This is a genomic window from Stenotrophomonas sp. OVS01A, assembly GCF_019969775.1.
In the GTDB taxonomy this organism is placed as follows: Bacteria; Pseudomonadota; Gammaproteobacteria; order Xanthomonadales; family Xanthomonadaceae; genus Stenotrophomonas; species Stenotrophomonas indicatrix.
This window is the reverse complement of sequence record NZ_JAHXYV010000002.1, coordinates 540,274-567,222: the sequence shown is the minus strand read 5'-3', so window position 1 is coordinate 567,222 and position 26,949 is coordinate 540,274. Positions and strand designations below refer to the sequence as shown.

Genomic DNA, 26,949 nt, shown 5'->3' with positions numbered 1-26,949 from the left:
TCCGTAACCTGCCGGTGTTTGTTCTCGTCAGCCGACAGAAAGGGCCTGCAAGTCGCCACCTTCGGGAAGCCGCTGCAGCCATTCACGTCCCGTGTCGCTGATGCCAGTGAGACGCACGCGACGCCCCTGACCTTCAATCTCCAGTGCGACCACCAGATCGGTTGGCGGCAGCGCACCGGCACCGCGCTCTGGCCATTCGACCAGCCACAGCACGGCACTGCCCTCGTCCAGCCCGAGGAAATCCAGCTCGCCGGCCTGGCCGATGCGATACAGGTCCATGTGCCAGGCCTCGCCGCCACTGGACAACGGATAGCGCTCGACCAGGGTATAGGTGGGACTGCGGATCGCCCCCTGCACGCCCAGCGCCCGCAGCAGCGCGCGCGCCGTGGTCGATTTGCCGGCGCCAAGATCACCGCGCAGCTCGACCAGTGCCTGCGGCGGACGGGTGGCTGCCAGCCATTGCCCCAGCAGTTCGGTGGCGTTGCTGTCGGCAAGGAAGAATTCGGTCATCGGGAACGTTCCGGGTTGGCCAGCCGCCGCAGGGGCGCCAGCAGATCAGTGGGAAGCAGGCCGCGGGCACCGTCGGCGGCGGCGACATCGCCGGCCAGGGCATGCAGCAGCGCACCGCCTGCCGCCGCATCGAACGCAGGCAGGCCCTGCGCGCGCAGGCTGGCGATGATGCCGGTCAACAGGTCGCCCATGCCACCCACCGCCATTCCCGGGTTGCCGGCCGCAATCAGTCGCGGTGCGTGGCCGGGCGCGGCGACGATGCTGCCCGCCCCCTTCAGCACCACCACTGCGTGATAGCGCTCGGCCAGCGCCTGCGCGCTGGCATAGCGATCGGCCTGGACTGCCGCCGTGGTGGTTTCCAGCAGGCGCGCAGCTTCGCCGGGGTGCGGGGTCAGGATCGCATCGGGCAGCGCATGTGCATCCTGCGCCAGCAGGTTCAACGCATCGGCGTCGATCACCAGCGGCAGGCCTGACTGCAGCACACGCGCATACAGCGCGCGCGCCCATTCGTCCTGGCCCAGGCCCGGGCCGATCGCCACCACCCTGGCTTTTGCCAGCAACGCCGGCAGCGCTGAGCCATCTTCCAGCGCGTGCGTCATCGCTTCAGGCAACCTCGCCAGCAGCGGGCCGACATGGTCGCGGCGGGTGCCGATGCTCAGCAGGCCCGCGCCAGCGCGCAGCGCAGCTTCGGCGGCCATCGCGATGGCACCGCCGCTGCCATGGTTGCCGCCCACGCACAGCACGTGGCCGGATTCACCCTTGTGGCTGTTGGCACGGCGCGGCGGCAGCAGATCGGGCAGGCGCGACTGCGTCCAGCACTCTGCAGCAGCGACGACACCCTGCCAGGCCGCATCGGCCAGCGCCAGTGGTGCCAGGTGCCTGCGCCCGGTGTATTCCAGTGCATCGCCGGTGTACAGGCCGCGGTGGGCGACGATGAACTGCACTGTCAGGGCCGCGCGTACGGCTGCGCCCGGCACGCAGCCATGGTCGGCGTCGACACCGCTGGGTACGTCCAACGCCAACACCGGCGCCTGCTGCGCGTTCAGCGCCTCGATCAAGGCCAGTGCCGCGCCCTCTGGTGCCCTGGAGAAGCCAAGGCCGAACAGGGCATCGACCCATATATCGGCCTGGGCCAGTTCGCCGTTGAAATCAGTGACGGTGCCGCCCGCGGACCTGAAATCCGCTGCGGCGCGCTGCGCCAACGCCGTGGAAGGTGGGCTGCCCGGCAGCGCGATCAGCTGCACCTGCCGCCCGGCCTCCAGCGCATGACAGGCCAGCACATAGCCATCGCCGCCATTGTTGCCGCTGCCAACCACCACGCCGATCCGCCGCGCCTGCGGCCAGTGCTGCAGCAGGCTCTGCCAGGCCGCCTGGCCCGCCTGGGCCATCAGGCCCCAGCCACCATCGCCAGCCAGCGCGGAGGCCTGGGCATCGAGTATGCGTGCGGCACGGGAATCGAACAGATCGGCGAGGTTGGCCATGCGGGGATTTTATACTGGTGCACATGTCCCCCGTCCCTGCCCCCCTCGATCCGGCCCTGGCCGTACAGCGCATCCGCGATCTGGCGCGCGCGCACGGCTTCCAGCGCTGCGGTATCGCCGGCATCGAACTGGGCGAGGACGAGGCGCACCTGGCCGACTGGCTGGGCCAGGGCCTGTACGGCACGATGGACTGGATGGCACGCCACGGCACCCTGCGCGCGCGCCCGGCAGAGCTGCTTCCCGGCACCGTGCGGGTGATCTCGGTGGGCATGGACTACAGCCACAGGGACGACACCGAGGCGTGGGCGACCCTGGCCGATCCGGGGCGCGCCTACGTCGCCCGCTACGCGCTCGGCCGCGATTACCACAAGCTGATGCGCAACCGCCTGCAGAAGCTGGCCACGCAGATCAACGATGAAGTGGCGCCGCTGGGCTACCGCGTCTTCGTCGATTCGGCGCCAGTGCTGGAACGCGCGCTGGCACGCAACGCGGGGCTGGGCTGGATCGGCAAGCACACCTGCCTGATCGACCGCCACGGCGGCTCGTGGTTCTTCATCGGCGAGATCTACATCGACCTGCCGCTGCCGATCGACACGCCGGCCAGCGCGCACTGCGGCACCTGCACGCGCTGCATCGACGTCTGCCCGACCCAGGCCATCACCGCCCCGCAGCGGCTGGATGCGCGCCGCTGCATCTCCTACCTGACCATCGAGCATGACGGTGCGATTCCAGTGGAGATGCGACCGCTGATCGGCAACCGCATCTATGGCTGCGACGACTGCCAGCTGGTCTGCCCCTGGAACAAGTTCGCCAAGCGCACCGACGAAGCTGACTTCCGCGCCCGCAACAACCTGGACACCGCACGCCTGGACCAGTTGTTCGCCTGGGACGAAGCTGAATTCCTGCGCCGTACCGAAGGCAGCCCGATCCGCCGCAGTGGCCATGAGCGCTGGCTGCGCAACATCGCCGTGGCACTGGGCAATGCGCCAACCACGGCGGAGACGCTGTCGGCGCTGCAGACGCGCGCCGAGGCTGCTTCACCCGTAGTCCGCGAACACGTGCAATGGGCACTGGGCCAGCACGGCCAGCGCTGACGTGCGATCCTGAGCCCCCCTGCTCCATCTGCCCCACGCCGTCACCATGCAGCCACGCAACAACGACGTCTTCACCCCCAGCCAGCTCAACACCCTGGCGCGCGACCTGCTGGAAGGCAGCTTCCCGGCGATCTGGGTGGAAGCCGAACTGGGCAGCGTGGCGCGGCCGGCGTCCGGCCATCTGTATTTCACCCTGAAAGACGCGCGTGCACAGTTGCGCGCTGCGATGTTCAGGATGAAGGCGCAGTACCTGAAGTTCGTTCCGCGCGAGGGCATGCGCGTGCTGGTGCGCGGCAAGGTGACCCTGTACGACGCCCGTGGCGAGTACCAGATGGTGCTGGACCACATGGAGGAAGCCGGCGAAGGCGCACTGCGTCGCGCGTTCGAGGAACTGAAGGCGCGGCTGGAAGCCGAGGGACTGTTCGACCCGGCCCGCAAGCGGCAGATGCCGGCCCACGTGCAGCGCCTGGCGATGATCACCTCGCCCACCGGTGCCGCCGTGCGCGATGTGCTGAGCGTGCTCGGCCGACGCTTCCCGTTGCTGGAAGTGGATCTGCTGCCGACCCTGGTGCAGGGCGCAACCGCTGCCGCGCAGATCACCCGCCTGCTGCAGGCCGCCGATGCCAGCGGCCGCTACGACGTGATCCTGCTGACCCGTGGTGGTGGCTCGCTGGAAGACCTGTGGGCGTTCAACGATGAAGCGCTGGCCCGCGCAATCGCCGCCAGCGGCACGCCGGTGGTCTCGGCGGTGGGTCACGAAACCGACTTCAGTCTCAGCGATTTCGCTGCTGACCTGCGCGCGCCTACGCCATCGGTGGCCGCGGAACTGCTGGTACCCGATCAGCGCGACCTGGCCCTGCGCCTGCGCCGCAACGCGGCTCGCATGGTGCAGCTGCAACGCCACGCCATGCAGCAGGCCATGCAGCGCGCTGATCGCGCGCTGCTGCGCTTGAACGCACAGAGTCCGCAGGCACGACTGGATCTGCTGCGCCGTCGTCAGCTGGACCTCGGACGTCGCTTGCATGCGGCGCACAACCAGCAGCAGGAGCGTCGCGCAGCCCGTTTGCGCCACGCTGCCGCAGTGTTGCGGGGCCATCATCCGCAGCGGCAGATGGAGGCGCTGCGACGTCGCCTTGCCGCGTTGGGCGGGCGCCCACAAGCGGCGCTGCAGCGCCTGCTGCAGCGTGATGCGCTGCGCCTGCGTGGCCTTGCACGTTCGCTGGAAGCGGTCAGTCCGCTGGCGACCGTCGCGCGTGGCTACAGCATCGTGACCCGTGCAGAGGATGGCGCGCTGGTGCGCCGGATCGAGCAGGTGCAACCGGGTGACGCACTGCAGGCCCGGGTCGGCGACGGCGTGATCGACGTACAAGTGACTGCGGTCAAGTAAGGGGTGTTCGGCAGGGCTGCGCCCTGCACCCGCAGAAGCAACGGCAACAGCCGAAGCAACGGCAGAAGCGGGTTTCCTGAGGGATGGCGGGGTGGGCCCGGTTGCGGGGGACGCTGCAAGTACGTCCATGTAAGCTCGGTCGCGCCATCCATGGCGCTCACGCCCCCGCAACCGGACCCACCCCGCCTTCGAGAGTTTTCCGGTGGCGGTTGGTACATCCATGCCATGCGTGAATGAATCTCCATCGAGATCGAATATTTCGACAATTGATCGAAATGCATCCACGCATGGCGTGGATCTACCGTGTCGACCAAGGTCGACACCCACCAAGGGCAGGCCATGCCGTTCCGACAGATCGCGAAATCTGTCGAAGGCGGGGTGGGTCCGGTTGCGGGGTGTCAGCCGCATGGATGCGGCTGCCAAGCCCCCATGGACGGGTTCACGGCGTCCCCCGCAACCGGACCCACCCCGCCATCCCACAGGAAGCCAGCTGTTGCTGTTGAGGTTGCCGGCCAGCGGCCGGCACTACCGCTTCGGCAGGTGCAGGGCGCAGCCCTGCCGAACCACCCTTTACCTGGCCTGCTCGCAGAACTTCTGCCGATACTCCAGTGCCTTCGGCATCAACGCCTGCAGGTTCTGGATACGGGTACCCGGATTGGGGTGGGTCGAGGCGAACTCCGGCGGCGACTGGCCACCACCGGCCTGGCCCATGCGCTGCCACAGCGGCACCGCCTCGCGCGGGTCGAAGCACGCCGCGGCCGCCAGCATCAGGCCCACTTCATCGGCCTGCGTCTCGTGGCTGCGCGCGTACGGCAACAGATACCCATAGCCCATCGCCGACATCATCATCTGTTGCTGCTGCGCATCCATGCCACTGGCGGCGCCGGCTACCTGGCCGATCTGGGTCAGCTTCTGCTGGGCCATGCGCTGTGCACCATGGCGCAGCAATGCGTGGGCGATCTCATGGCCCATCACCACCGCCATCGCATCGCGGGTACGCGCCACCGGGATCAGCCCCGTGTAGACCGCCATCTTGCCACCGGGCAGGCAGAAGGCATTGGCCTGCTCGGACGGAATCACGTTCACTTCCCACTCGAAGTCGCGTGCGAAGTGTGCCGGCTGCAACCCGTGTTCCTGCGCCAGCGCGGTTTCGACCACGTCCACCTTGGCGATCAGTCGCTCGGCAATCGCCCGGACATCCCGCGAGACCTGTTCATTCGGGCCCAAAGGGCGCTCCTGCGACAGGATCTGCTGGTAGGCCTGCAGGCCCAGCGCCTTCTCCTGGCTGGCGTCCAGGCTGCTGTCGATCAGCACCTTCTCGCCGGTATAGGGGTCGACCGCACGGTTGGAGAACCAGTAGAACGCCGCGTAGCCGGCGGCCAGCAGCAGCACCCACCAGCGGATGTTGCCGAACAGGCCACGCCGCTGCCGCGGCGAGCGGGAAAAAGGATCGTTGCGCATCGGCTGGTCTTCCGGCTGACCCCGCCGGCCGGCGGGTACGGCGCAATCTTAGTGCGGCGCTGCCTGCGGCGGGTGAAACCGGCGCCGATCCAGTCGTGCCCGTCAGATCCCTCGCACCAGTCGGAAGCCGATGCGCGCGTTGGTGGTATCCGAATCCTGCGATTGCCGCCACGCCGCCCGGGTCTGCTCCGGCGCATTGGCCCAGTTGCCACCCCGGATCACCCGTGAACGGCAGCCCGGGTTGAACCACGCCACACCATCAGCCGGCGCGCGCCGATAGCTGGCATGCCAGCAATCGGCCACCCACTCGCTCAGATTGCCGCCCATGTCATGCAGCCCGAAGGCGTTGGCCTGGAAACTGGCGACCGGGGCCGGTCCCCACCAACCATCGCCATAGCCGACGAAGGCGTTGTGCCAATGCCTGCCCGAAGGCGAAACATCCTTGCTGCCGGTGTAATTGCCACTGCCTTCCGGTGGCAGACCGGCATCGCCCCACGGGTAGCGGCCACTGCTGCCGGCACGCATCGCGTACTCGAACTCGGCCTCGCTGGGCAGGCGGTAGCTGCGGCCGGTCTGTTCGGACAGCCAGTTCGCGTAGTTCTCGGCATCACGAACGCTCACGTGCATCACCGGCGAATTGCCCAGTGCCCGCCCGCCGTCATAGTCGGACCGCCAGTCCACGCCGCTGCGACGGATGAAATTGCCGCTGCGCTCGTCATAGACCACCGAATGTCCACGCCGGGTCGCACGTGGGCGGGCATTGGTCGCCTTCACATAGCGCTCGAAGTCACCCACGGTGATCTCGGTGATCGCCATCGCGTACCCACGCTCGAAACGCACATAGTGCGATGGCCGCTCTGCGTCGGTTGCGCCCGGTTCGGTATCACTGGCGCCCATCTGGAATCCGCCATGCGGCACCACGATCATCTGCGGTCCACGGCCGCCATCACGCAGCGCATCGCTGAACACCTGCCCCGGCCTGAAGCTGCCGTAATGGGTGGCCAGTTCGATGCGTTCGCGCAGCTGCGCCACCACCGCGTCGCCCGGCAAGGCAATGCGCAGCGCTTCGGCCAGCTTCTCGCGCGCAGGCTTCAGCCCCTGCGGGGTGGTCAGATCATGCAGGCCGCCATCGCGCAGCTGGACCAGTGCCGCTGCACGGATCTGCTCAATGCGCTCGAACGCATCGGCGATGGTCGGTGACGAATCCCTTACCTTGCTGGCTTCTGCCAACCACGCGCCGGCACTGGCGAAATCGCGGATACGCGCGGCATCCTCGGCACGCCGGATCAGCCCACTTTCCGCAGCTGCCAGGCCCTGCCGCGCGCGACGATTCGCCGGGTCCAGCGCAAGTGCCTCACGGAAGTTGCCAATCGCACCATCACCCGCTTCGCCGATACGGTCGGCACGCAGATCGTCTTCGCCCGCGCGGTTGTAGGCGACCACGCGCTGCGCGGTCTCGACCCGCCCCTGCAGCGCGCGCACCTTCTCGTCCTTCGGCGCCAGGGTCAGCAGCACCAGCGCCTGGCGCCCGGCTTCGGCCAGCGCCTCACGCTGCTGCAATGGCCGCTGCAACAAGGCATCGGCCTGCTGCTGCAGCTTCTGTTTCGCGCGTTGCAGGCCCAGGCGCGCCTGCCGATCGTCGGGTTCCTCCTCCTGCACTGCCAGCCACAGGGGCACGGCCGCATCGCCATCTTCATACAGATGCCCCCGCGCGAATGCCTGGTCGGCAGCCCGGCGCAGCTGTGCCAGCGTACGTCCCTGGCGATCGACCCGCGGCGGCGTCCACTGCTGGATGTCCTCGGCCGCGTCGTCACCGGCAATGGTCACCGTGCCCCGCCCGGTACCACGCGCCGGACCGGCCTCTGGTGCGGCATCGGCCGGCTGGGCTGCGGTGGCACCGGCGGTCTGCGCAGGGGGCGACGGCGTGCAACCGGCCAGGCTCACGGCCAAGGCGGTAAACAGCGCGGGCGACAGCAGAAAACGCAAGCAGGGCCTCCTTCGGCACGGATGCGGACCGACGTTAGGCTATTCTCCCCTGCCTGAGCAAACCCGAGTAGTAGGCCCTGACACGTGGCAACCTGGATCACCACCCCCGCCGAGCTGGACACATACCGCCAGCAGCGGCCGACCCGCATCGGCCTGGATACCGAATTCATCCGTGAACGCACCTTCTGGCCACAGCTGGCGCTGGTGCAGATGGCCGTCGGCGAGGACATCCTGCTGATCGACCCGTTGATTCCCGGCATGCCCGAGGCCTTGGCGCCGTGGCTGGCCGATGAATCCATCACCAAGGTGATGCATAGCGCCAGCGAAGACCTGGTGGCGTTCAAGTGGACCTGTGGCGTGCTGCCGCGTCCGTTGTTCGACACCCAGATCGGCGCCGCGCTGGCTGGCATCGGTGCTGGCATGGGCTACCAGAAGCTGGTGCAGGAGATCACCGGCGTGGCACTGGAAAAGGGCGAAACCCGCTCTGACTGGATGCGCAGGCCGTTGTCGGACTCCCAGCTGAAGTACGCCGCCGACGACGTCGAGCATCTGTTCGCGATGCACGACGCCATCTCCGCCAAGCTGGAAACGCTGGGGCGCCAGCAGTGGCTGCACGACGATGGCGAGCGCCTGCTGGCCAGCGTGGCAAATGACGAAGACCGCTGGCCCCACCTGGGCATGCGCTCGGCGCAGTTCCTGGACGCGCCCGCGCAGCGCCGCCTGCTGCGCCTGCTGCGTTGGCGCGACGTGCAGGCGCGCGCCAGCGACCGCCCGCGCAGCTGGATCCTGGACAACGAACTGGCCGCCACCCTGGCACGCACCCCGCCAGCCGATGCCGCTGCAGTGAGCAAGCTGTTCGAACAGTTCCCGAAGGCGCCGCGCAAGCTGGCCGCTGCGGTATGGCAGGCGCTGGACACGCCGCTGGCCGACGAAGCCGATGCGCCGTTGGCGATGCAGGCCAGCGATGCCAGCAAGCAGCTGCTGAAGAAGCTGCAGGATGCGGTGGCCGAACGCAGCCGCGAGCTCGGCCTGGCCGACGGCGTGCTGGCCTCACGCAAGCATCTGGAAAGCTATCTGGAGCATCAGCAGTGGCCGGCTGCACTGGCCGGCTGGCGCCAGCAGGAACTGGAGCCGCGGTTGCAGGCGTTGTTGCCCGCAGTCTGAGGAACCGGGCGGACAACGAAAAACGGCGCTCGATGAGCGCCGTTTTCGATACTCCAACCGGTAGTGCTTACCAGTTCATGTTCAACGAAACACCCACGGTGCGTGGTTCGTTGTAGACCGCGGCCATGTAGTTCTCGATCACACCCTTGAGGTTCTTCTCGTTGGTGATGTTGCGCGCGAACAGCGCCACTTCGTAGGCACCGTAGTTGCCCGAATAGCCGATCTTCAGGCCACCCTCGAAATCACCCTTGGAGTTGAACTCCTTGCTGTCGTACAGCACGAAGCTGGTGTAGCCCTGCTTGTTCCAGTCGGTGGACACGAACATCGTGGCCGCGTCGCTGACCGGGAAGTCGTAGCGCGCTGCCAGGTTGATGTTGTACTTCGGTGCGTTCGGCAGCGGGTTGCCATCGATCTGCGCGAAGGTGTTGGCACCGACCTTGATGGTCGGATCGTTCACCGTGCACACCACCTGGCCGTTCAGGCCGCAGACCTGCGCGTAGACGCGCTTGTCCTTGATCTCGCTGTGCAGCAGGCTCAGGCCGGCGCTCAGGGTCAGGTTCTGGATCGGGCGCAGCTCCATGTCCGCTTCGAAGCCGTAGGCCTTGGCCTTGTCTGCGTTGAACAGCACGCCGTTGCCGTCCGAATCGTTGCCGTTGAGCTGGATGTCGTTGACGGTGTAGGTGAACGCGGTGGCGTTCAGGCGCAGGCGGTTGTCCCACAGGCTGCTCTTCACGCCCGCTTCCCACGACAGGATCGTTTCCGAATCGGCGGTGGTGAAGTCGGCATTGAACACCGCCGAACGGCCCTGGATGGTCGGGCCACGGAAGCCGCGGGCGACCTTCGCATAGACGCTCACGTCCGGGGTGATCTGATACATCGCGCTCAGATCCCAGCTCGGGGTGGTGTCGGTCATCTTGACGTCGGTGCGGCCCTTGTAAGTGACCAGGCCGGCAGCGGTATCGGCCGTCTTCAGCAGGCGGGTGTGCTTCTCATCGCGGGTCTGGCGCAGGCCGGCGGTGACGGTGAACTTGTCGGTGAAGGCGTAGCTCAGCTGGCCGAAACCGGCCCAGGAGGTGTTCTTGTTGCGCAGGCGCACCCAGTTGTTCGGGTTGCGCGCAGCGCCCTTCAGGAACCAGGCGCGCTGGTAGAAGTCGGTGGTGTCGCTGCCGTTGAAGTAGAACGCACCGGCCTGCCACTGCAGGGCGCTGTCGTCATGGCTGGCCAGGCGGAACTCCTGGGTCCACTGGTCCAGGTCACGGATCTGGCCCATCGACTGGCCGTAGCCGTTCGGCACGCCATTGACCGGGAAGTTGACCGCAGCGCCGCCGTCGGTGTCACCGCGGCTGTAGCCGGAAGTGGTCTCGTAAGCGGTGATCGAGGTGAAGTCGATCGCGCCGAAGTCATAACGCGCCTTCACCGAACCGCCGTAGGTCTTGTACGCCTGCGGGTTGTTGTCGGCCTCGTCGTAGGCGACCTGGTCACGCGGCACGTCGGTCTTGTTCGAGCCCTTGGTCAGTGCGTTGCGCAGGAACAGGGTCGAGGTGCCTTCGTAGTCGCGGGCGTGGGCCGAAGCAAGGATCGAGAACTGGTCGCTCGGGGTCAGCAGCAGCTGCGCGCGCACGTTGCGGTCGTCGAAGCCGCCCATGGCGTTCTTCTTCGGGCTGACCGTGCCATCGGCGCTGGGGCCGGTGTAGGTGTTGTCGACGTAGTCGTCGCGGTGCTGGTACAGCGCCGACACGCGGAACGATGCGATGTCGTTGATCGGGCCGCCGAAGCCACCGTCGATCGACACGCTGTTGTAGGAGGCATAGCTGGCGCTGACGCGACCGCTATAGTCCTGGGTCGGCTTGAGGGTGTCGAACTTGACGATGCCGGCGGTGGTGTTGCGACCGAACAGCGAGCCCTGCGGACCGCGCAGCACTTCAACCTGGTCCACGTCATAGACCGGGTTGGACTTCAGCACCACGTGCTCCAGCACGACGTCGTCCTGGATGATCGACACCGGCTGCGAGGCACCGAGGTAGAAATCGATGTTGCCCAGGCCGCGGATGTAGAAGCGCGGGAAGATGCGGCCGGTGGTGGTTTCCGCATACAGGCTCGGCACGCGGCCGGACAGCGCCAGCAGGGTGTCGTCGCCGCCGGCGGTGAAGTCGCGCATGCGCTCGCCCTGCACCACGCCTACCGACACCGGCACTTCCTGCAGGTTCTGCTCGCGGTGCTCGGCGGTCACGGTGATGGTGTCCAGCCCGGTCGGGGTCGGTGCACTGTCCTGCGCGGCAGCACCGAAGCTGGCAGCCAGCGCCAGGCCTGCACAGGCCAGGGCCAGCGGATGGCGACGGAAGGAAACGAAGGAGGACGACATGCCCGACGAACGGCGGGAATCGGAATGGGAAGGCATCGAAAGCTCTGAGGAGGCGTCCGTGCGGCCTGCGCTGGCCGGGCGGCAAATAGGAGGAAAACTGCGCAAGCGGCCATTATCCTCCAAATTGTTACAATTTCGTTGCGCCGGCAGACAGCAGGGGGATCAGGCCGTTTTCGGCACAGTCCCCGCCTCAGCCGTGCTGCGGTAACGGCGCCAGCGCGACCTCGACCATCGCCAGCAGGCGTTCGCGGCTGATGCCGTCTCGCGCCTGCACCGAGATGCCATGCAGCACCGTGGCGAAATGATCGCCCAGCGCCTGCACGGATAGATCGGCCGCCAGCTCGCCAGCCGCCTGCGCCTGCTGCAGCCGCGCGATGATCGCTGCCGTGCGCTGGCGGCGGTGGCCGGCCAGCCAGTCGCGCACGCCCTCGCCATCCGGTGACACGCTGCTGGCCGAGGACACCACCAGGCAGCCATGCGGACGACCGCGACGGGTGTAGGTCAACACGGCATCCCGCAGCATGCTGCCGATCGCATCGCGCAGTGACGCCTGCTCCAGCGCACGCGGCGCGAAGCCGCCCTCGCCTTCCTCGTACAGCGCCACCGCTTCGCGGAACAGCTGCTCCTTGCTGCCGAACGCGGCGTAGATGCGCGCCGAGGCAATGCCAAGCGCTTCGACCAGGGCCGACATCGAGGTGCCCTCATAGCCGTGCTGCCAGAACAGCAGCATCGCCTTGCGCAATGCCTGGTCCCTGTCGAATTCGCGCGGTCGCCCTGCCATCTGCCTGCCTGCCGTTCTGAGGCGCGCAGTGTAACGCGGGTGTTGACCATCCCGATGCACGCGCCTATTCTTTGCCGACTGACAAATAATTGGAGCAACACATGCAAACCCTCAAAGGCCCCAGCCTGCATCTGGCGCAGTTCGCTGGCGACCAGGCGCCGTTCGACAGCCTGTCCGGCATCGCCGCCTGGGCAGCCGGTCATGGTTTCAAGGCCCTGCAGATTCCGGCATGGGACGCGCGCCTGTTCGACCTGGCCACCGCCGCCGACAGCCAGGACTACTGCGATGACCTGCGTGGCACCCTGGCCGAGCACGGCCTGCAGGTCAGCGAGTTGACCACCCACATCCTGGGCCAGCTGGTGGCGGTGCATCCGGCCTACGATGAGCTGTGCGATGGTTTCGCACCGGAAGCACTGCGCGGCAATCCGCAGGCACGCAGCGAATGGGCACAGCAGCAGCTGCATCTGGCCGCCCGCGCCTCGCGCCGGCTCGGGCTGCAGGACATGGGCACCTTCTCCGGCTCGTTCGCCTGGCCCTACCTGTTCCCCTTCCCGCAGCGTCCGCCGGGCCTGATCGATGCCGCATTCGATGAGCTGGCACGCCGCTGGCGGCCGATCCTCGATACCTGCGAGGACAACGGTATCAACCTCTGCTACGAAATCCATCCCAGCGAAGACCTGCACGATGGCACCAGCTTCGAACGCTTCTTCGAGCGTGTGGGCCAGCACGAGCGCTGCCGCATCCTGTTCGATCCCAGCCACTTCGTGCTGCAGCAGCTGGATTACCTGCAGTTCCTGGACATCTACCATCCGCTGATCCGCATGTTCCACGTCAAGGATGCGGAGTTCCGTCCCAATGGTCGCCAGGGCATCTACGGTGGCTACGCCGACTGGACCGAACGCGCGGGCCGCTTCCGCTCGCTGGGCGACGGCCAGGTCGATTTCAAGTCGATCTTCTCCAAGTTGGCACAGTACGACTACGCCGGCTGGGCAACGCTGGAATGGGAGTGCTGCCTGAAGGACCAGGAAGCCGGTGCGCGCGAAGGTGCCGCCTTCATCCGCGACCACATCATCCCGGTCACCGACAAGATCTTCGACGACTTCGCCGGCGCGCCGATCAGCAGCGCCCAGATGCAGCACATGCTCGGCATCGCCTGAGCCCCCACAGGAACATCTCCATGACGAATTTTTCCACCGCTGGTACCCCCGGCGACGACACCCTGCGCCACCACTACCTGCGCATCGACGGCCAGCGCGTGCATTGCGTCTCCGCCGGCAGCGGTCAACCGGTGCTGTTGATTCCCGGCTGGCCGCAGACCTGGTACGCCTGGCGCCACGTGCTGCATGCGCTGGCCGAGGCCGGCTTCGAAGCGATCGCGGTCGACCCGCCCGGCATCGGCGAATCCGATCGCCCTGCGCACGGCTACGACACCGGCAGCGCCGCCGCAGTACTGCACCAGACCATGCAGGCGCTGGGCCACGAGCGCTATCAGGTGGTCGGCCATGACATCGGCATGTGGATCGCCTATGCATTGGCCAGCGACCAGCCGCAGGCGGTGCAGCGCCTGGCCGTGACCGAGGCGGTGATTCCCGGGTTGGCACCCGAGCCGGGCATCTTCGCCGCGCCGGCCGACAACATCTTCCTGTGGCACTTCATGTTCAACCAGGTGGCCGATCTGCCCGAGGCCCTCATCACCGGTCGCGAACGTGCCTACCTGGACTTCATGTTCGACCGCTGGTCGTACCGGCGCGACGCGGTGGCCAGCGAAACCTACATCGCCGCCTACAGCCGCCCCGGCGCGTTGCGTGCAGGGTTTGCCTGGTACCGCGCGATTCCGGAAACCATCCGCCAGAACCAGCTCCGCGCACAACGCCGGCTGACGATGCCGGTGCTGGCCATCGGCGCCGAGCACGCCACCGGCAACGCCCCCATGCTGACCCTGCAGCCGCACGCCGATGACCTGCGCGGCAGCGTCGTGCCAGGCTGTGGCCACTTCATCATGGAAGAAGCACCGCACGCCTTCCTCGCCCAGCTGCTGCCGTTCCTGCAGGAGGCTGACCATGCCGCTTGAACCTGCGTTGCAATCGTTCGTGGATGCGGTGGCGGCGCAACCACTGCCAGACGATCTGCTGGAACTGCGCGCACTGAACGAGCAGGCGCTGCCCACGCTGCAGGGTGCCACCCAGGCGGTATCGCATGTCGTGGAGCACGTCATCAGCGCGCGCGACGGTTATGCGCTCGTCGTGCGCCTGTATACGCCCGCAGCCAACGGCACCGAGCTGCGCCCTGCTCTGTTGTTCGCCCACGGCGGTGGTTGGTTCCAGTGCTCGCTGGCGGTCTATGACGGCCCCTGCCGGGCCCTGGCCAATGCCAGCGGCCATGTCGTCGCTGCCGTCGGCTATCGCCTGGCGCCGGAGCATCCGTTCCCGACGCCGCTGCACGACGTCGCCGATGCGTGGCTGTGGCTGCAGGCCCATGCCGCCACGCTGGGTCTTGATCCAGCGCGGCTGGTCATCGGCGGCGACAGCGCCGGCGGCAATCTCGCCGCCGCGTGCTGCCTGCTGCTGCGCGATCAGGGACTGCCGTTGCCATCGCATCAACTGCTGCTGTACCCGGCACTGGATGCCACCATGGCCAGCGGCTCCTACCGCGAGTTCGCCGACGGCTACTACCTCAGCGCTGAACTGATGCAGCGCTGCTGGCAGGCCTACCTGGGCGACAGTGACCGCCGACAGGCGCTGGCTTCGCCACTGCACGCCCGCGATCTGCGTGGCCTGCCGACGGCCACGGTGCTGAGCTGTGAGCTCGATCCGCTGCGCGACGAAGCTGAACAGTACGCCGCCAACCTGCGGGAAGCGGGTGTGGACTGCACGCTGGAGCGCCTGCCGGGGATGATCCACGCCTGCATCCACCTGCATGGTGTGTCGGCGGCGACCGACATCGCGATCCAGCGCGCGGCGGCCCTGCTGCCCTGAGCCAGGCCTGCAGCGGCGCAGAGCACCTGCGCCGCTGTGTCCGGCCCGCCCCTTTGCAGCCGGCACCGGCCAGCGCTATGCTAGGGCCGTCACGTGGCGCCAGCTCCGCTGCCCACGGGATGCAACACCCCCATGGGGCCATAGCTCAGCTGGGAGAGCGCGTCGTTCGCAATGACGAGGTCAGGAGTTCGATCCTCCTTGGCTCCACCATATGAAAAACAGAAGGCCCCGGCACTGCCGGGGCTTTCTGTTCTGGCCAGCTGCTCAGGCCGGGTCCTGCCCGCCGTCCTTGCGCACCGGTGCACGCGAATGTGCATCGCGCACCTTCTGGTCCTGCTGGCCGGGACGCTGCTTGGCCACTTCATCCTGCTGCCGATCCTGCTGACTCTCCTGCACACCTTCGCGTGCGTGGGAGGGCTTCTTGTCATGTTCGCTCATGCATCGCTCCGACGGCGCCGGCAACAGGCCAGCGTGACGCAGACAACGCTAGCGGCGACTGCGTGATGTGACGGTCAGCTGCCTGCGAACAGCGCGTGCAGCCATCACACCCCGGCAATTACCGCCACCCGCTCAACATCTACCAGATCCAGATACGCGCCGCCAATCAGCTGCGTTTCGCCCAGTAGGCCAACGAACGGCGTGCGTTAGAAGAAGGGAGGCACCGGAATGTTCCGGTGCCTTCAAGACGCGGTCGCTCAATCCAGCTTCACCACCAGCTTGCCGAAGTTGCGCCCCTGCAGCAGGCCGAAGAAGGCTTCGGGTGCATTTTCCAGGCCCTGCACGACGTCCTCGCGATACTGGATGCGTCCATCGCGCAGCCACTGCGGCATGTCGCGCTCGAAATCCGGCCACAGATGCTTGAAGTCATGCACGATGAAGCCACGCACGGTCAGGCGCTGGCGCAGGACCTGGCTGAACAGCGCGGGCAGCCGATCCGGTCCGGGCTGCGCGACGCCGCGGGCGTTGTAGGTGGCGATGGTGCCGCACACCGGAATGCGCGCGAAATCATTGAGCAGCGGCAGCACGGCATCGAGCACATGCCCACCCACGTTCTCGAAGTACACGTCGATGCCATCCGGCACGGCAGCGCGCAGCTGTTCGGCAAAACCAGAGGCGCGATGGTCCAGCGCCACGTCCACGCCCAGTGTTTCCAGATACGCACGCTTGGCCTCACCGCCGGCGATGGCAACTACGCGCGCGCCTTGCAGCTTTGCCAACTGGGCCACGGTGGCGCCGACCGGTCCACTGGCAGCGGCTACCACCAGGGTCTCGCCGGGTTGCAGCTTGCCGATTTCGATCAGGCTGGAGTACGCGGTGAACCCCGGCATGCCGTACACGCCCAACGCTGTGCTCAGCGGCAGCCCGGCCGGATCCAGGCGCCGGCTGATCGCATCACCCGCCACCACGGCATGCGTCTGCCAGCCGCCGGGGGCCAGCACCAGCTCGCCCACCGCCAGGCCAGGCGCCTGCGACTGCAGCACCTCGGCCACGGTCTGGCCCTCCATCACCGCATCCACTGCCACCGGCGGTGCGTACGACGGGCCATCGTCCATGCGTCCGCGCATGTACGGATCCAACGACAGGTAGCGGTTGCGCAGCAGCACCTGGCCTGGGGCCAATGCCGGCAGCGGCACCTGTTCGAGGCGGAAATTGGCGGCGACCGGCGCACCTTGCGGGCGCGAGGCAAGCACGATGCGGGTAGTTGAATCGGACATGTCCAATGGCTCTGCTGCGGGCAGCGTCGGGAGAGGAACCGCGACAGTACGCCGCGCCCTGCCCTCGTGGGTGCCATGAAAACAGCGTTCCATCGGTGCCTTCCCCACTCCGCCGCTGCATCGCTTGCCCCGTCACCTTTGGCGCCAGCGACGGGCCGCTGTTTTCCGCGTCCGGCATTCCCGGTCAGGCCGGCTCAACGCAGGATCAACCACTTGCAGGTACTTCCGCTGGCCGCAGACACCAATGTGAAGGTTTTTTTCCAAAACGCTTGCCGAACCTGTCCTACGTCCGTAATATGCGCGTCCTCGGCAGCGACATCGCTGCAACGAAACAAGTGGCCGAGTAGCTCAGTTGGTAGAGCAGGGGATTGAAAATCCCCGTGTCGGCGGTTCGATTCCGTCCTCGGCCACCACTTTCGAAGACCTGCAGAAATGCGGGTCTTTTTTTTCTACATGGCCGAGTAGCTCAGTTGGTAGAGCAGGGGATTGAAAATCCCCGTGTCGGCGGTTCGATTCCGTCCTCGGCCACCATGTTCAAAGACCTGCAGAAATGCAGGTCTTTTTTTTGTCCGTGACGTTCCGTCCACCCACGACATGGATCGCGCCGCATCGATCCTGCGCGGATGCGGCACGTGGGTTGACGAAACATTCACACCTCCGCGTGCTGTGCAACCTACGCTCCAGACTCCTGCCCGGAGCCAACCAATGCGCTTGCACCCTGCCCTGCTCGCCTGCCTGCTGCTTTTCGCCGCACCGGCACTCGCTGCCGAGCCCGTGCGCGCGGTCAGCGAACTGGACATCGATCGCTATGCCGGCCAGTGGCACGAGATCGCCCATCTGCCGGTGTCGTTCCAGAAGCAGTGCGTGGGCGAGATCACTGCCAACTACGGGCTGCGCCGCGATGGCCGGATCAGCGTCACCAACGCCTGCCGCAAGGCCGATGGCGAGCGGATTGTCGCCGAGGGTGTGGCGCGGCCCGTTGCCGGGCAGCCCGGCCAGCTGCAGGTACGCTTCGTTCCCGACTGGCTTAGCTGGGTGCCCCTGGTCTGGGCCGACTACTGGGTGATCGCGCTGGACCCGGACTACCAGTGGGCGATGGTCGGTGAACCCGGCCGCAGGTATCTGTGGATCCTCGCGCGCCTGCCGGAGATGGACCGCGCCCTGTTCGACCAGCTCAAGGCGAAGGCGCAAGCGATGGGTTACGACCTGGCGCCACTGCGTCTGATGGCGCCCGTGCACGACGCGCCCGTGCGCGACGCGCCCGCCGACTGAGGCGCCGCCCAACCGGCGCACGCAACGTCTGCAATCCAGCATCGCGCACGCCTCGCGTGCATCTTCACGCGCTACCCTCTGTGGCCGGTCGCCGCGGGCGACCTTTTCCACCATACGCCGTAGTATGCTTATCCCACGCACCGCCTTCAGAGGACCTGCGCCCATGTTCCACCGTTTCCGTACCGTCTTGATCGTCCTGTGCACCCTGGCCCTGGTCGCTTGCGGCGATGGCATCGTCAAGCGTGTTTCGGAACCGGCCGCGAGCCTGCAGCAGCTGACCGTGCAGGCCAATGGCGACTGGACTGTCGCCCTGCGCCTGCAGAACTACAGTTCGATGCCGATGAGTTTCGACGACGTCGCACTGGCCCTGACCATCGGCGACACCGAGGCCGGCCCGCTGTCGGCCAAGCCTGGCATCTCCATCGGCGGCGTCTCTGCCGATGTCATCAACGTGAACTTCAAGCCCAGCCCGGCCGCACGCCTGGTGATCGCCGACGCACTGGCCAGCAACCGCACCCTCGCCTACAGCCTGAAGGGCACGGTGTCGGCCACGCCGCAGGAAAAGAAGCAGCGCACCTTCGATATCAACAGCCGCAGCACGCTCAACCAGGCCCCGGGCCTGCCCGGCGTGCTGCGCTGATCTCCGCTTTCCGCCGCGACGCATCGCGCCGCTCCCCTGTTACTGATCAAATCGAGACGCACCGATGAGCAGCTACACCGCCCCGCTTTCCGACCTTCGTTTCGGCCTGCACGATGTGCTGAAGGTCGAGCCGCTGTTCGCCCGTCTTGGCTTCACCGACGCCACCGCCGATGTCGTCGATGCCGTGCTGGAAGAAGCCGGCCGCTTCAGCGCCAGCGTGCTGGCCCCGCTCAACAGCGTGGGCGACGAGATCGGCTGCGTGCTCGACCAGGCCAGCGGCGAAGTGACCACGCCACCCGGCTTCAAGCAGGCCTACGACCAGTTCGTCGACGGCGGCTGGACCGGCCTGACCGCATCGCCGGAACTGGGCGGCCAGGGCCTGCCGCACACGCTGGGCGTGCCGCTCAATGAAATGATCAACGCCGCCAACCTGGCCTGGGGCAACTTCCCGCTGCTGTCGCACGGCGCCATCGAAGCACTGAAGCAGCATGGCGAAGCCTGGCAGCACGAGGCCTTCCTGAAGCCGCTGATCGAGGGCCGCTGGACCGGCACCATGTGCCTGACCGAGCCGCATTGCGGCACCGACCTGGGCCTGCTCAAGACCAAGGCCGAGCCGAACGCCGATGGCAGCTATTCGATCACCGGCACCAAGATCTTCATCACCGCCGGCGAGCACGACCTGACCGGCAACATCGTGCACCTGGTGCTGGCCAAGCTGCCCGATGCTCCCCCGGGCGCCAAGGGCATCTCGCTGTTCGTCACCCCGAAGTTCAAGGTCGACCGCGACGGCAACGTCGGTGAGCGCAACGCGCTGCGCTGCGGCTCGATCGAGCACAAGATGGGCATCAAGGGCTCGGTCACCTGCGTGATGAATTTCGATGGCGCCCAGGGCTACCTGGTCGGCCAGCCGCACAAGGGTCTGCAGGCGATGTTCACCATGATGAACACTGCTCGCCTGGGTGTCGGCCTGCAGGGCATCGGCCTGTCCGAGCGCGCCTACCAGAACGCGCTGAAGTACAGCCGCGAGCGCCTGCAGTCGCGTTCGCTCAGCGGCGCCAAGTTCCCGGACAAGCCGGCCGACCCGATCCTGGTGCATCCGGACGTGCGTCGCATGCTGCTGACCATCAAGTCGCTGGTGGAAGGCAGCCGCCTGCTGGCCCTGCATGCGGCCACCCTGATCGACGTCGTCCACCATGCAGACGATGCCGGTGAACGCGAGCGCGCTGACACCCTGGTGAGCTTCCTGACCCCGATCTCCAAGGCCTGCCAGACCGAATGGGGCATCGAGAACACCTACAACGCCCTGCAGTGCTTCGGCGGCCACGGCTACATCCGCGAGCACGGCATGGAACAGCTGGCCCGCGATGCCCGCATCACCACCTTGTATGAAGGCACCACCGGCATCCAGGCGCTGGACCTGATCGGCCGCAAGACCGCGTCCAGCCAGGGCGCTGGCCTGAAACTGATGCTGGCCGAGATCGAGGCGTTCGCCAAGGCGAATGAAGGCAACGAGAGCCTGGCCGAGTTCATCGGCCCGCTGCGCGCCAAGGCCGCCGAGTGGGGCAAGCTGACGATGGACGTGCTGCAGCGTTCGGCCGCCAATCCGGACGAACTGGGCGCAGCGAGCTACGACTACCTGTTCTATTCGGGTTATGTGGTGCTGGCCTACTGGTGGGCCCGCAGCGTTGCCGCCGCCGATGCCAGCGCACACGGCGCAGCATTCGCCCAGGGCAAGCGCGAGACCGCACGTTTCTACTTCGCCCGCGTACTGCCGCGCACCCTCAGCCACGCCGCCGCCATCCAGGCGGGCGCCGCACCGCTGATGGCAATGGACGACGAACGCTTCGGCGCCTGAGCCGGGCCGCGGTCGGCACCCACGGGAGTGCCGGCCGCTGGCCGGCAACCGCAACAGCTGGAGCAACAGCAACAGCTGGTTTCCTGCGGGATGGCGGGGTGGGTCCAATTGCGGGGGACGGCGCAAGTACGTCCCTGTAGCCTCGATCGCGCCATCCATGGCGCTCACGCCCCCGCAACCGGCCCCACCCCGCCTTCGACAATTTCCCGGTAGATCCACACCAAGCGTGGGTGGAAACCACCCGTAATGCCTCTGGAGAAAAGTCCCCTTTTGTTAAAGGGGGCGCGCCGACAGGCGCGGGGAATAGGAAGAATGCGCGGACCTGAATGTTGACGATTTGTGTATCGCCCAGCGGGCGATACACAAATCGTCAACATTCAGGTATAAGCTGTTTTCCCGATGGAGACAGACACTACACGCTTGGGTCTGATCGAAGCCGGAGCTCCGTTTTCTGCTCCGGGCGCCGAAGCATCGCCCAACGCCACGACGCTGCATCGCCCCGGCACGGTCCGGTTGCTCTCACTGGATGGTCATGGCCGGGTCCTGGACTGGATCACCTGGCAGGACGCCGCCTGTCTCTACGCCCGCGATGCCGTCGCCTGGACCCTCGGCGATCCCTGCCTGCACATCCACGGTGGGACCAATCGTCGCAGTGGCATGCAGAGCGGAATGGACCTGCACCCGATCATCGCCGCGCGCGGCCATGCCCGCTCGCGTGCACTGGACCCGACACCGAACCTGACCAACCCGGCCCTGTTCGCCCGCGATGCCCATCTCTGTCTTTACTGCGGCCAGCAGTTTGGACGCCCGACCCTGACCCGCGACCATGTCATGCCCTTGTCCAAAGGCGGCCTGGATACCTGGGAAAACGTAGTCACCGCCTGCTTCCACTGCAATTCGCGCAAGAGCGACCGCACCCCGCAACAGGCCGGCATGCCGCTGCTGGCGGTGCCGTACCGGCCGAGCTGGATCGAGCACCTGATCCTGTCCAACCGCAACATCCTGGCCGACCAGATGGCGTTCCTGAGGGCCCAGCTGCCCAAGCGTTCCAAGCTCTGCACCTGAACATCCGGGAATGCAACCCTCACCGTCCTGTCACGGGCGGCGGCGTTTGCTTGCCCCACCCCCGTTTGAGGGCGAAAATGGGCGTTCAGAACAAGTGCGAACATGATGATCGACTCTGCCCGCTATCCCCGCCTCGCGCGCATCCAGACACCGGATGACCTGCGCACGTTCGACGAATCCGAACTGACGGCGGTCGCCGATGAACTGCGTGCCTACCTGATCGAATCGGTCGGCAAAAGCGGTGGCCATTTCGCCGCCGGCCTGGGCGTGATCGAGCTCACCGTGGCCCTGCACTACCTGTACCAGACCCCGGTCGACCAGCTGGTCTGGGACGTCGGCCACCAGACCTATCCGCACAAGATCCTCACCGGTCGCCGCGACGAGATCCATACCGTCAAGCAGAAGGATGGCGTCGCGCCGTTCCCCAAGCGCGAGGAAAGCGAGTACGACACCTTCGGTGTCGGCCACTCCTCGACCTCGATCTCGGCGGCGCTGGGCATGGCCATCGCGCGCCAGACCGAAGGTGATGATCGCAAGGTCGTGGCCGTGATCGGCGACGGTGCGATGACCGCCGGCATGGCGTTCGAAGCGCTGATGCACGCCGGCGGCATGGAACCGGAACCGAACCTGCTGGTGATCCTCAACGACAACAACATGTCGATCTCCGAGGCAGTGGGCGGGCTGACCAAGATGCTCGGCCGCGCCACCGGCAGCCGCACGCTCAATGCGCTGCGCGAAGGCGGCAAGAAGATCCTGGGCGACAAGAAGAACAATCCCGCGCGTTTCGTGAAGCGCTGGGAAGAACACTGGAAGGGCATGTTCGTGCCGTCCACGATGTTCGAGGAAATGGGCTTCCATTACACCGGCCCGATCGATGGCCATGACCTGCCGGCGCTGCTGTCCGCGCTGAAGACGCTGCGTGCCTCCAAGGGCCCGAAGCTGCTGCATGTGATGACCACCAAGGGCAAGGGTTACGAGCCGGCCGAAGGCGACCAGATCGGTTACCACGCGGTGGGCCCGTTCGATCCGGACAAGGGCTTGGTGGCCAAGACCGGCGCGAAGAAGCCCACCTATACCGATGTGTTTGGCGACTGGTTGTGTGACGCCGCCGCAGCCGAGCCGCGTCTGTACGGCATCACTCCGGCAATGCGCGAAGGCTCGGGCCTGGTGCGCTTCAGCAGGGAATATCCGCAGCGCTACTTCGATGTGGCCATCGCAGAGCAGCACGCGGTGACCCTGGCCGCAGGCATGGCCACCCAGGGCGGCAAGCCGGTGGTGGCGATCTATTCCACCTTCCTGCAGCGCGCGTACGACCAGTTGGTGCATGACGTGGCCATCCAGGACCTGGACGTGCTGTTCGCGATCGATCGCGCCGGCGTCGTCGGCCCGGATGGTGCAACCCACGCCGGCAACCTCGACCTCAGCTTCCTGCGCTGCGTGCCGAACATGGTGGTGATGGCACCCTCCAACGAAGCCGAGTGCCGGCAGATGCTCAGCACCGGCCTGCAGCACCCCGGCCCGGCTGCGGTGCGCTACCCGCGCGGCAGCGGTACCGGCGTGGATGCCGGCAGCGATCTCTCGACCCTGCCGATCGGCAAGGGCGAGCTGCGCCTGCAAGGCAACCGCGTCGCCCTGCTCGCGTTCGGCAGCACCGTCGCCGCCGCCGAACAGGTGGGTCGCGAACTGGGTTTGAGCGTGGTCAACATGCGTTTCATCAAGCCACTCGATCGCGAGCTGGTGCTGGCCATGGCCAACCAGCACGACGCCCTGGTAACGATCGAAGACAACGTGGTGGCGGGCGGCGCAGGTTCGGCCGTGGCCGAACTGCTCAATGCCGAGGACGTGCTGCGTCCGATCCTGCACCTGGGCCTGCCCGATGCCTTCCAGCATCACGCCAGCCGCGAGGACCTGCTGGCCGAGGCCGGCATCGATGCGGCCGGCATCCGTGCGGCCCTGCTCAAGCGCTGGCCGCAGCTGGCCGCCGGCAACCCGCCGTTGAGCGCGGCGGGCTGAGAGCGTTGCAGGGGTCTGGTGGGGCCAGGCCATGCGTGGCTCCCCAGGTTCCTCATCCACGCATGGCGTGGATCTACCAGATTGCTGGTGGCGCAAAAGCAGATCCACGCCATGCGTGGATGGCGCGGACCGTGCCGACAAGCGGCGTGCTCAGCCGTAGCTGATCGCCTCGACAAACGCACCGCTGGACTCCACCCGCACCGAGGCGCGCTGGCCGGTATCGGTGAAATGCAGGCGGGCCAGGGTTTCGGCGAAATCGAAGGCACGGACGCCATCGCGGAACTCGATCGGCTCCGGCTTGTCCGGGTGCAGCACGCGCCATTGGCGCTGCTCACATTGCAGTCGGATCAACATGCGTTGCTCACTCCTTGAACAGCGTATCGACGACGAGAGAATGACCGCACCAGGCGCGACCGGAATGGCCAGTGCGAACCGGGACGCGCAAGGCGTCCCGGGAGTCGACAATACGAGGAAAGAAGTGTGATCGCTATCAGATTTTTCTGATCTTGAGCCGATTGCGACAGCCGCTCAGTTCACCTGGAACTGGGCCCTGCAGCCATTGCTGACCCAGATGCCACGGCGGTCCCAGCCCCAGGTCTGGCCTTCGATGCAGGCACTGCGCGATTCCTGTCGTACCAGACGCACGCCGCGACGAACCTGCGCATCGCAGTACTGCTGGCGCCGGTCATTGGAATGGCAGGCAATCACCTGGCCACCACCACCCCACTGGCTTCCGCCCCAGCCGTTGCCACCACCGCCACCCCAACCACCGCCACCACCGCCCGGCCGCCGGTATTCACCGACGAATTCGGCACGGCAGCCCTGGGTAACCCAGACACCGTAACGGGACTGGCCCCAGGTCTCACCTTCCACACAGGGGGAGCCGGACAACTGGCGGATCATGCGCGCACGCCCTTCCAGCCGGCACTCGTTGCTGCGGTTCTTGATCGATTCGCAGCGCACGATGCCATTGCCACCACGATCATCGTAGCGATCGTCGTAACCATAGTTCTGCGCCTGCACGCCGCCAGCGGCAGCCATCATCGGCAACAGGGTGCACGCCACGGTGCGCCAAGTGAGTCCCTTGCCCATCCCTTGTCTCCAGGTGAATACGGTGGAGGCAAGCATCAGGGATTCCCGGCGTGGCGCACAGAGGGAGCCGCGACGGCGGTTTTTCCCCCATTCAACCAACCCAACCGCAACTGACTGCGGCTGCGGTGGCTCAGCGGCCGAAGTGCAGCGCGTCGACCGCAGTGCCCAGCGCTTCCACGCGCACGGTGCTGTGCTGGCCGGTACGGCAGTGATGCTCGCTGGCCCGCGAGGCAGCGGCATCGAAGGCGGCCGCACCGGTGCTGAACACTTCGGTCGCGCGTGTCTGCGGATCCAGGACGGACCAGCGCTGGGCGGTGCATTGGACAGTGATGACCATGGTGGGCTCCTGCGGTTCTGGGAAATCGGGGACCGGCGCAAGGCCGATCTCCGATGCCCGACCAGCCTAGCCAGCGCCCCGGAGAAGACCTATCGGATTTATCCGAAAACTCCCCACCATCGCCTCAGAAAGCGCCCCCCATCACATCCCTGAGGCCATTTAGGAAACCCGTTCCGTGACCCTTGTCACGAAGTCAGCCGCGCTTCACACTATCGTCATCAACAGGGGCCCCTTCCACATGCGCACCTCGCTTCCACTGCAGCGTTCGACGCTGCTGAAGTTCTATTTCGCCGCCAGCTACGTGGTACTGATCGAGGAACTGGTCCGCGCATCGCTGAGTTGAGGATCGGCCAGCGATGCTTGCCGCTGCTGCCGGGACCGAACAGACTGTCGGTTTACGGCACGGAGCCGCGCCCATGAAAGTCCTGATGCTGATCCCGCTGCTGGCTCTGGCCGCGTGTGCCAGCCCGGAAAAACCAGTCACCCATGACGCCGCCACACCCGTGGTTGGTGGCGATCGCGATGCGCACGGTTGCATCGGTTCGGCCGGCTATCAGTGGTGTGAACGCAGCCAGCGCTGCGAGCGCCCGTGGGAACTGGCACAGGCGCAGGGCCTGGCCAACACCGCCGAAGCCATCGATGCCTACTGCGCCACCCCTGCGTCGCCGGCACGCAGGTAACGGGCCCACCAATGACCGACCTGACCCCGCTGCCCGCGCTGGCACCTGGCCGCTACCGCCACTTCAAGGGTGGCGAGTACGAAGTGATCGACATCGTCCGCAGCAGTGAGACGCTGCAGCCGATGGTTCTCTACCGCGCTCTGTATGGCGAGGGCGGCCTGTGGGTGCGGCCCTATGCGATGTTCATTGAGCAGGTGCCCGGCGAGCACGGCCCGCAGGCGCGTTTCGCCCGCATCAGCGACTGAGCGGTGCGGCTCACGCCGCGCGCACGGTACCGCCGGGCATGCTGAAGACCCCCTGCGAGACGGAACCCGCATGCGCCACACCCTGTTGATCGCCCTGTCGTTGGCCAGTACCCCGGTGCTGGGCGCGGAACCTCCCAGCTTCGATCGTCCCGGCATCGGCTTCGGCACCGACACGGTGCCGCGTGGCGGCCTTGCCGTCGAACTGGGCCTGCCCAGCTATCAACGTGAGCGTGATCGCGACGGCCTGCGCACGACGACGCTGTCCAGCGACCTGCTGCTGCGCACCGGGCTGGCTCCGGGCTGGGAACTGCAGTTGGCGTCCACGCCATGGCAGCGTCAGCGAGAACGTGGCCCCGACATTCCGCGCACGCAGCAGCGCGGCGCCGGCGACAGCACCGTCGGAGTGAAATGGGCAGGTCCCGGCAGTACCGAACGCACGGCGTGGGCGCTGCTGGCCAGCGGGGTGATCTCGCGTGGCGATGCAGCCTTCAGCGACGGCCGCCAGTACGCGCTGGCCGCCAGCGTCGAGCACAGCTTCAACGACCGCTGGAGCGGCGCGCTGTATGGCAGTCATCAGCGTGGCGCCGGCCAGCGCAGCACCACCTGGTCGCCCAGCCTCTCGTTGAGCGTGACCGAGCGGCTTGGCACCTATCTCGAAGCCGGTTTCACCCACGCCAACCAGCAACCCGACCAGGCCATCGCCGGCGCAGGCCTGACCTGGATGCTGCGGCCGAACGTGCAGCTGGACGCCTCGTTCGACCTGGGCCTCAATCGCAACAGCCCCGACCTGCAGCTCGGCACCGGCATCGCGTTCTATCTGCAGTGAGCTCAAGA

25 protein-coding genes and 3 tRNA genes are annotated in these 26,949 nt (G+C 66.8%); 17 read left to right on the top strand and 11 right to left on the bottom strand.

Annotation, left to right across the window (positions count from 1 at the left end):
* Window positions 1-27: 27 nt before the first annotated feature.
* A complete protein-coding gene (gene tsaE, locus LC407_RS11390; protein WP_025876369.1) occupies window positions 28-510 on the bottom strand; it encodes a tRNA (adenosine(37)-N6)-threonylcarbamoyltransferase complex ATPase subunit type 1 TsaE in 483 nt (160 codons plus the stop codon).
* On the bottom strand, window positions 507-1,991 hold the full coding sequence (locus LC407_RS11385) for an NAD(P)H-hydrate dehydratase (protein WP_223482847.1): 1,485 nt from the start codon (window positions 1,989-1,991) through the stop codon (window positions 507-509). Before LC407_RS11385 ends, tsaE begins: the two co-directional genes overlap by 4 nt.
* A 23-nt stretch (window positions 1,992-2,014) precedes the next feature.
* Here LC407_RS11385 and queG point away from each other — a divergent pair, with 23 nt between their 5' ends.
* Window positions 2,015-3,085, top strand: coding sequence for a tRNA epoxyqueuosine(34) reductase QueG (queG, locus tag LC407_RS11380; RefSeq protein ID WP_099784858.1), 1,071 nt, complete (start codon window positions 2,015-2,017; stop codon window positions 3,083-3,085).
* A gap of 46 nt (window positions 3,086-3,131) precedes the next feature.
* The gene (gene xseA, locus LC407_RS11375; RefSeq protein ID WP_223482846.1) at window positions 3,132-4,472 is read left to right on the top strand and encodes an exodeoxyribonuclease VII large subunit; all 1,341 of its coding nucleotides are present in this window, start codon (window positions 3,132-3,134) and stop codon (window positions 4,470-4,472) included.
* 570 nt (window positions 4,473-5,042) lie between these two features.
* On the opposite strand, the gene LC407_RS11370 is transcribed toward xseA, so the two are convergent.
* Window positions 5,043-5,933, bottom strand: coding sequence for a M48 family metallopeptidase (locus LC407_RS11370; RefSeq protein ID WP_223482845.1), 891 nt, complete (start codon window positions 5,931-5,933; stop codon window positions 5,043-5,045).
* Between the two features lie 102 nt (window positions 5,934-6,035).
* Window positions 6,036-7,919, bottom strand: coding sequence for a formylglycine-generating enzyme family protein (locus LC407_RS11365; protein ID WP_033831596.1), 1,884 nt, complete (start codon window positions 7,917-7,919; stop codon window positions 6,036-6,038).
* Between the two features lie 84 nt (window positions 7,920-8,003).
* Here LC407_RS11365 and rnd point away from each other — a divergent pair, with 84 nt between their 5' ends.
* Window positions 8,004-9,083: a ribonuclease D gene (rnd, locus tag LC407_RS11360; protein ID WP_025876359.1), complete on the top strand. Its 1,080-nt coding sequence runs from the start codon at window positions 8,004-8,006 to the stop codon at window positions 9,081-9,083.
* Window positions 9,084-9,150: 67 nt separating this feature from the next.
* On the opposite strand, the gene LC407_RS11355 is transcribed toward rnd, so the two are convergent.
* Together LC407_RS11355 and LC407_RS11350 are read right to left on the bottom strand one after the other, a co-directional pair.
* Complete coding sequence (locus tag LC407_RS11355; protein WP_025876358.1) at window positions 9,151-11,481, bottom strand: TonB-dependent receptor; 2,331 nt, start codon at window positions 11,479-11,481, stop codon at window positions 9,151-9,153.
* A 154-nt stretch (window positions 11,482-11,635) separates the two neighbouring features.
* On the bottom strand, window positions 11,636-12,226 hold the full coding sequence (locus LC407_RS11350; RefSeq protein WP_059064683.1) for a TetR/AcrR family transcriptional regulator: 591 nt from the start codon (window positions 12,224-12,226) through the stop codon (window positions 11,636-11,638).
* A 101-nt stretch (window positions 12,227-12,327) separates the two neighbouring features.
* On the opposite strand from LC407_RS11350, the gene LC407_RS11345 reads away from it, so the two are divergent.
* From LC407_RS11345 to LC407_RS11330, 4 genes are all read left to right on the top strand, one after another.
* Window positions 12,328-13,383, top strand: a complete 1,056-nt coding sequence (locus tag LC407_RS11345; RefSeq protein WP_059064684.1) for a sugar phosphate isomerase/epimerase family protein — start codon at window positions 12,328-12,330, stop codon at window positions 13,381-13,383.
* A gap of 20 nt (window positions 13,384-13,403) precedes the next feature.
* Entirely contained in the window at window positions 13,404-14,297 is an 894-nt protein-coding gene (locus LC407_RS11340) for an alpha/beta hydrolase (protein WP_140227438.1), read from the top strand.
* Window positions 14,287-15,201 (top strand): alpha/beta hydrolase, encoded by a 915-nt coding sequence (locus LC407_RS11335; RefSeq protein WP_223482844.1) that lies wholly within the window; start codon window positions 14,287-14,289, stop codon window positions 15,199-15,201. Before LC407_RS11340 ends, LC407_RS11335 begins: the two co-directional genes overlap by 11 nt.
* A gap of 134 nt (window positions 15,202-15,335) precedes the next feature.
* Window positions 15,336-15,411, top strand: a tRNA-Ala gene (locus tag LC407_RS11330).
* A gap of 54 nt (window positions 15,412-15,465) precedes the next feature.
* Here LC407_RS11330 and LC407_RS11325 read toward each other — a convergent pair.
* Both LC407_RS11325 and LC407_RS11320 read right to left on the bottom strand, forming a co-directional pair.
* A complete protein-coding gene (locus LC407_RS11325; RefSeq protein WP_223482843.1) occupies window positions 15,466-15,639 on the bottom strand; it encodes a hypothetical protein in 174 nt (57 codons plus the stop codon).
* A 257-nt stretch (window positions 15,640-15,896) separates the two neighbouring features.
* Window positions 15,897-16,916, bottom strand: coding sequence for an NADP-dependent oxidoreductase (locus LC407_RS11320; protein WP_223482842.1), 1,020 nt, complete (start codon window positions 16,914-16,916; stop codon window positions 15,897-15,899).
* 337 nt (window positions 16,917-17,253) lie between these two features.
* On the opposite strand from LC407_RS11320, the gene LC407_RS11315 reads away from it, so the two are divergent.
* The 7 genes from LC407_RS11315 (at window position 17,254) to dxs (ending at window position 23,761) form a co-directional block, all read left to right on the top strand.
* Window positions 17,254-17,329, top strand: a tRNA-Phe gene (locus LC407_RS11315).
* 42 nt (window positions 17,330-17,371) lie between these two features.
* A tRNA-Phe gene (locus tag LC407_RS11310) sits at window positions 17,372-17,447 on the top strand.
* Between the two features lie 174 nt (window positions 17,448-17,621).
* A complete protein-coding gene (locus LC407_RS11305; protein WP_025876343.1) occupies window positions 17,622-18,188 on the top strand; it encodes a lipocalin family protein in 567 nt (188 codons plus the stop codon).
* Between the two features lie 163 nt (window positions 18,189-18,351).
* Window positions 18,352-18,828, top strand: a complete 477-nt coding sequence (locus LC407_RS11300) for an LEA type 2 family protein (RefSeq protein ID WP_025876342.1) — start codon at window positions 18,352-18,354, stop codon at window positions 18,826-18,828.
* Window positions 18,829-18,892: 64 nt separating this feature from the next.
* Complete coding sequence (locus LC407_RS11295) at window positions 18,893-20,683, top strand: acyl-CoA dehydrogenase C-terminal domain-containing protein (protein ID WP_223482841.1); 1,791 nt, start codon at window positions 18,893-18,895, stop codon at window positions 20,681-20,683.
* 399 nt (window positions 20,684-21,082) lie between these two features.
* Window positions 21,083-21,748 (top strand): HNH endonuclease, encoded by a 666-nt coding sequence (locus LC407_RS11290; protein WP_025876340.1) that lies wholly within the window; start codon window positions 21,083-21,085, stop codon window positions 21,746-21,748.
* Window positions 21,749-21,853: 105 nt separating this feature from the next.
* Window positions 21,854-23,761, top strand: coding sequence for a 1-deoxy-D-xylulose-5-phosphate synthase (gene dxs / locus LC407_RS11285; protein ID WP_032951912.1), 1,908 nt, complete (start codon window positions 21,854-21,856; stop codon window positions 23,759-23,761).
* A 150-nt stretch (window positions 23,762-23,911) separates the two neighbouring features.
* Here the strand turns inward: dxs and LC407_RS11280 are convergent, their stop codons facing one another.
* The 3 genes from LC407_RS11280 to LC407_RS11270 all read right to left on the bottom strand — a co-directional run bounded on the left by LC407_RS11280 (window position 23,912) and on the right by LC407_RS11270 (window position 25,190).
* Complete coding sequence (locus LC407_RS11280) at window positions 23,912-24,115, bottom strand: hypothetical protein (protein ID WP_032978640.1); 204 nt, start codon at window positions 24,113-24,115, stop codon at window positions 23,912-23,914.
* A gap of 174 nt (window positions 24,116-24,289) precedes the next feature.
* Window positions 24,290-24,853, bottom strand: coding sequence for a DUF3011 domain-containing protein (locus LC407_RS11275; RefSeq protein ID WP_099784882.1), 564 nt, complete (start codon window positions 24,851-24,853; stop codon window positions 24,290-24,292).
* A gap of 130 nt (window positions 24,854-24,983) precedes the next feature.
* Window positions 24,984-25,190, bottom strand: a complete 207-nt coding sequence (locus LC407_RS11270; protein ID WP_025876332.1) for a hypothetical protein — start codon at window positions 25,188-25,190, stop codon at window positions 24,984-24,986.
* A 416-nt stretch (window positions 25,191-25,606) separates the two neighbouring features.
* Between LC407_RS11270 and LC407_RS11265 the strand changes: the two genes are divergently transcribed.
* The 3 genes from LC407_RS11265 (at window position 25,607) to LC407_RS11255 (ending at window position 26,941) form a co-directional block, all read left to right on the top strand.
* Window positions 25,607-25,870 carry a hypothetical protein gene (locus LC407_RS11265; RefSeq protein WP_033831612.1) on the top strand — a complete coding sequence of 88 codons (264 nt, stop codon included), beginning with the start codon at window positions 25,607-25,609 and terminating at the stop codon, window positions 25,868-25,870.
* A gap of 11 nt (window positions 25,871-25,881) precedes the next feature.
* Entirely contained in the window at window positions 25,882-26,115 is a 234-nt protein-coding gene (locus tag LC407_RS11260) for a DUF1653 domain-containing protein (RefSeq protein ID WP_025876328.1), read from the top strand.
* Between the two features lie 70 nt (window positions 26,116-26,185).
* Window positions 26,186-26,941: a transporter gene (locus tag LC407_RS11255; RefSeq protein ID WP_223482840.1), complete on the top strand. Its 756-nt coding sequence runs from the start codon at window positions 26,186-26,188 to the stop codon at window positions 26,939-26,941.
* Window positions 26,942-26,949 lie beyond the last annotated feature (8 nt).

Bases quoted from the DNA above. Each gene is read 5' to 3' on its own strand.
- LC407_RS11370 (WP_223482845.1), bottom strand. From the start codon at position 5,933: ATGCGCAACGATCCTTTTTCCCGCTCGCCGCGGCAGCGGCGTGGCCTG.
- LC407_RS11280 (WP_032978640.1), bottom strand. From the start codon at position 24,115: ATGTTGATCCGACTGCAATGTGAGCAGCGCCAATGGCGCGTGCTGCAC.
- LC407_RS11350 (WP_059064683.1), bottom strand. From the start codon at position 12,226: ATGGCAGGGCGACCGCGCGAATTCGACAGGGACCAGGCATTGCGCAAG.
- queG (WP_099784858.1), top strand. From the start codon at position 2,015: ATGTCCCCCGTCCCTGCCCCCCTCGATCCGGCCCTGGCCGTACAGCGC.
- LC407_RS11335 (WP_223482844.1), top strand. From the start codon at position 14,287: ATGCCGCTTGAACCTGCGTTGCAATCGTTCGTGGATGCGGTGGCGGCG.
- LC407_RS11295 (WP_223482841.1), top strand. From the start codon at position 18,893: ATGAGCAGCTACACCGCCCCGCTTTCCGACCTTCGTTTCGGCCTGCAC.
- dxs (WP_032951912.1), top strand. From the start codon at position 21,854: ATGATCGACTCTGCCCGCTATCCCCGCCTCGCGCGCATCCAGACACCG.
- LC407_RS11275 (WP_099784882.1), bottom strand. From the start codon at position 24,853: ATGGGCAAGGGACTCACTTGGCGCACCGTGGCGTGCACCCTGTTGCCG.
- LC407_RS11300 (WP_025876342.1), top strand. From the start codon at position 18,352: ATGTTCCACCGTTTCCGTACCGTCTTGATCGTCCTGTGCACCCTGGCC.
- LC407_RS11325 (WP_223482843.1), bottom strand. From the start codon at position 15,639: ATGAGCGAACATGACAAGAAGCCCTCCCACGCACGCGAAGGTGTGCAG.
- LC407_RS11385 (WP_223482847.1), bottom strand. From the start codon at position 1,991: ATGGCCAACCTCGCCGATCTGTTCGATTCCCGTGCCGCACGCATACTC.
- LC407_RS11260 (WP_025876328.1), top strand. From the start codon at position 25,882: ATGACCGACCTGACCCCGCTGCCCGCGCTGGCACCTGGCCGCTACCGC.
- LC407_RS11340 (WP_140227438.1), top strand. From the start codon at position 13,404: ATGACGAATTTTTCCACCGCTGGTACCCCCGGCGACGACACCCTGCGC.
- LC407_RS11255 (WP_223482840.1), top strand. From the start codon at position 26,186: ATGCGCCACACCCTGTTGATCGCCCTGTCGTTGGCCAGTACCCCGGTG.
- LC407_RS11290 (WP_025876340.1), top strand. From the start codon at position 21,083: ATGGAGACAGACACTACACGCTTGGGTCTGATCGAAGCCGGAGCTCCG.
- LC407_RS11305 (WP_025876343.1), top strand. From the start codon at position 17,622: ATGCGCTTGCACCCTGCCCTGCTCGCCTGCCTGCTGCTTTTCGCCGCA.
- LC407_RS11265 (WP_033831612.1), top strand. From the start codon at position 25,607: ATGAAAGTCCTGATGCTGATCCCGCTGCTGGCTCTGGCCGCGTGTGCC.
- LC407_RS11355 (WP_025876358.1), bottom strand. From the start codon at position 11,481: ATGCCTTCCCATTCCGATTCCCGCCGTTCGTCGGGCATGTCGTCCTCC.
- LC407_RS11320 (WP_223482842.1), bottom strand. From the start codon at position 16,916: ATGTCCGATTCAACTACCCGCATCGTGCTTGCCTCGCGCCCGCAAGGT.
- xseA (WP_223482846.1), top strand. From the start codon at position 3,132: ATGCAGCCACGCAACAACGACGTCTTCACCCCCAGCCAGCTCAACACC.
- tsaE (WP_025876369.1), bottom strand. From the start codon at position 510: ATGACCGAATTCTTCCTTGCCGACAGCAACGCCACCGAACTGCTGGGG.
- LC407_RS11345 (WP_059064684.1), top strand. From the start codon at position 12,328: ATGCAAACCCTCAAAGGCCCCAGCCTGCATCTGGCGCAGTTCGCTGGC.
- LC407_RS11270 (WP_025876332.1), bottom strand. From the start codon at position 25,190: ATGGTCATCACTGTCCAATGCACCGCCCAGCGCTGGTCCGTCCTGGAT.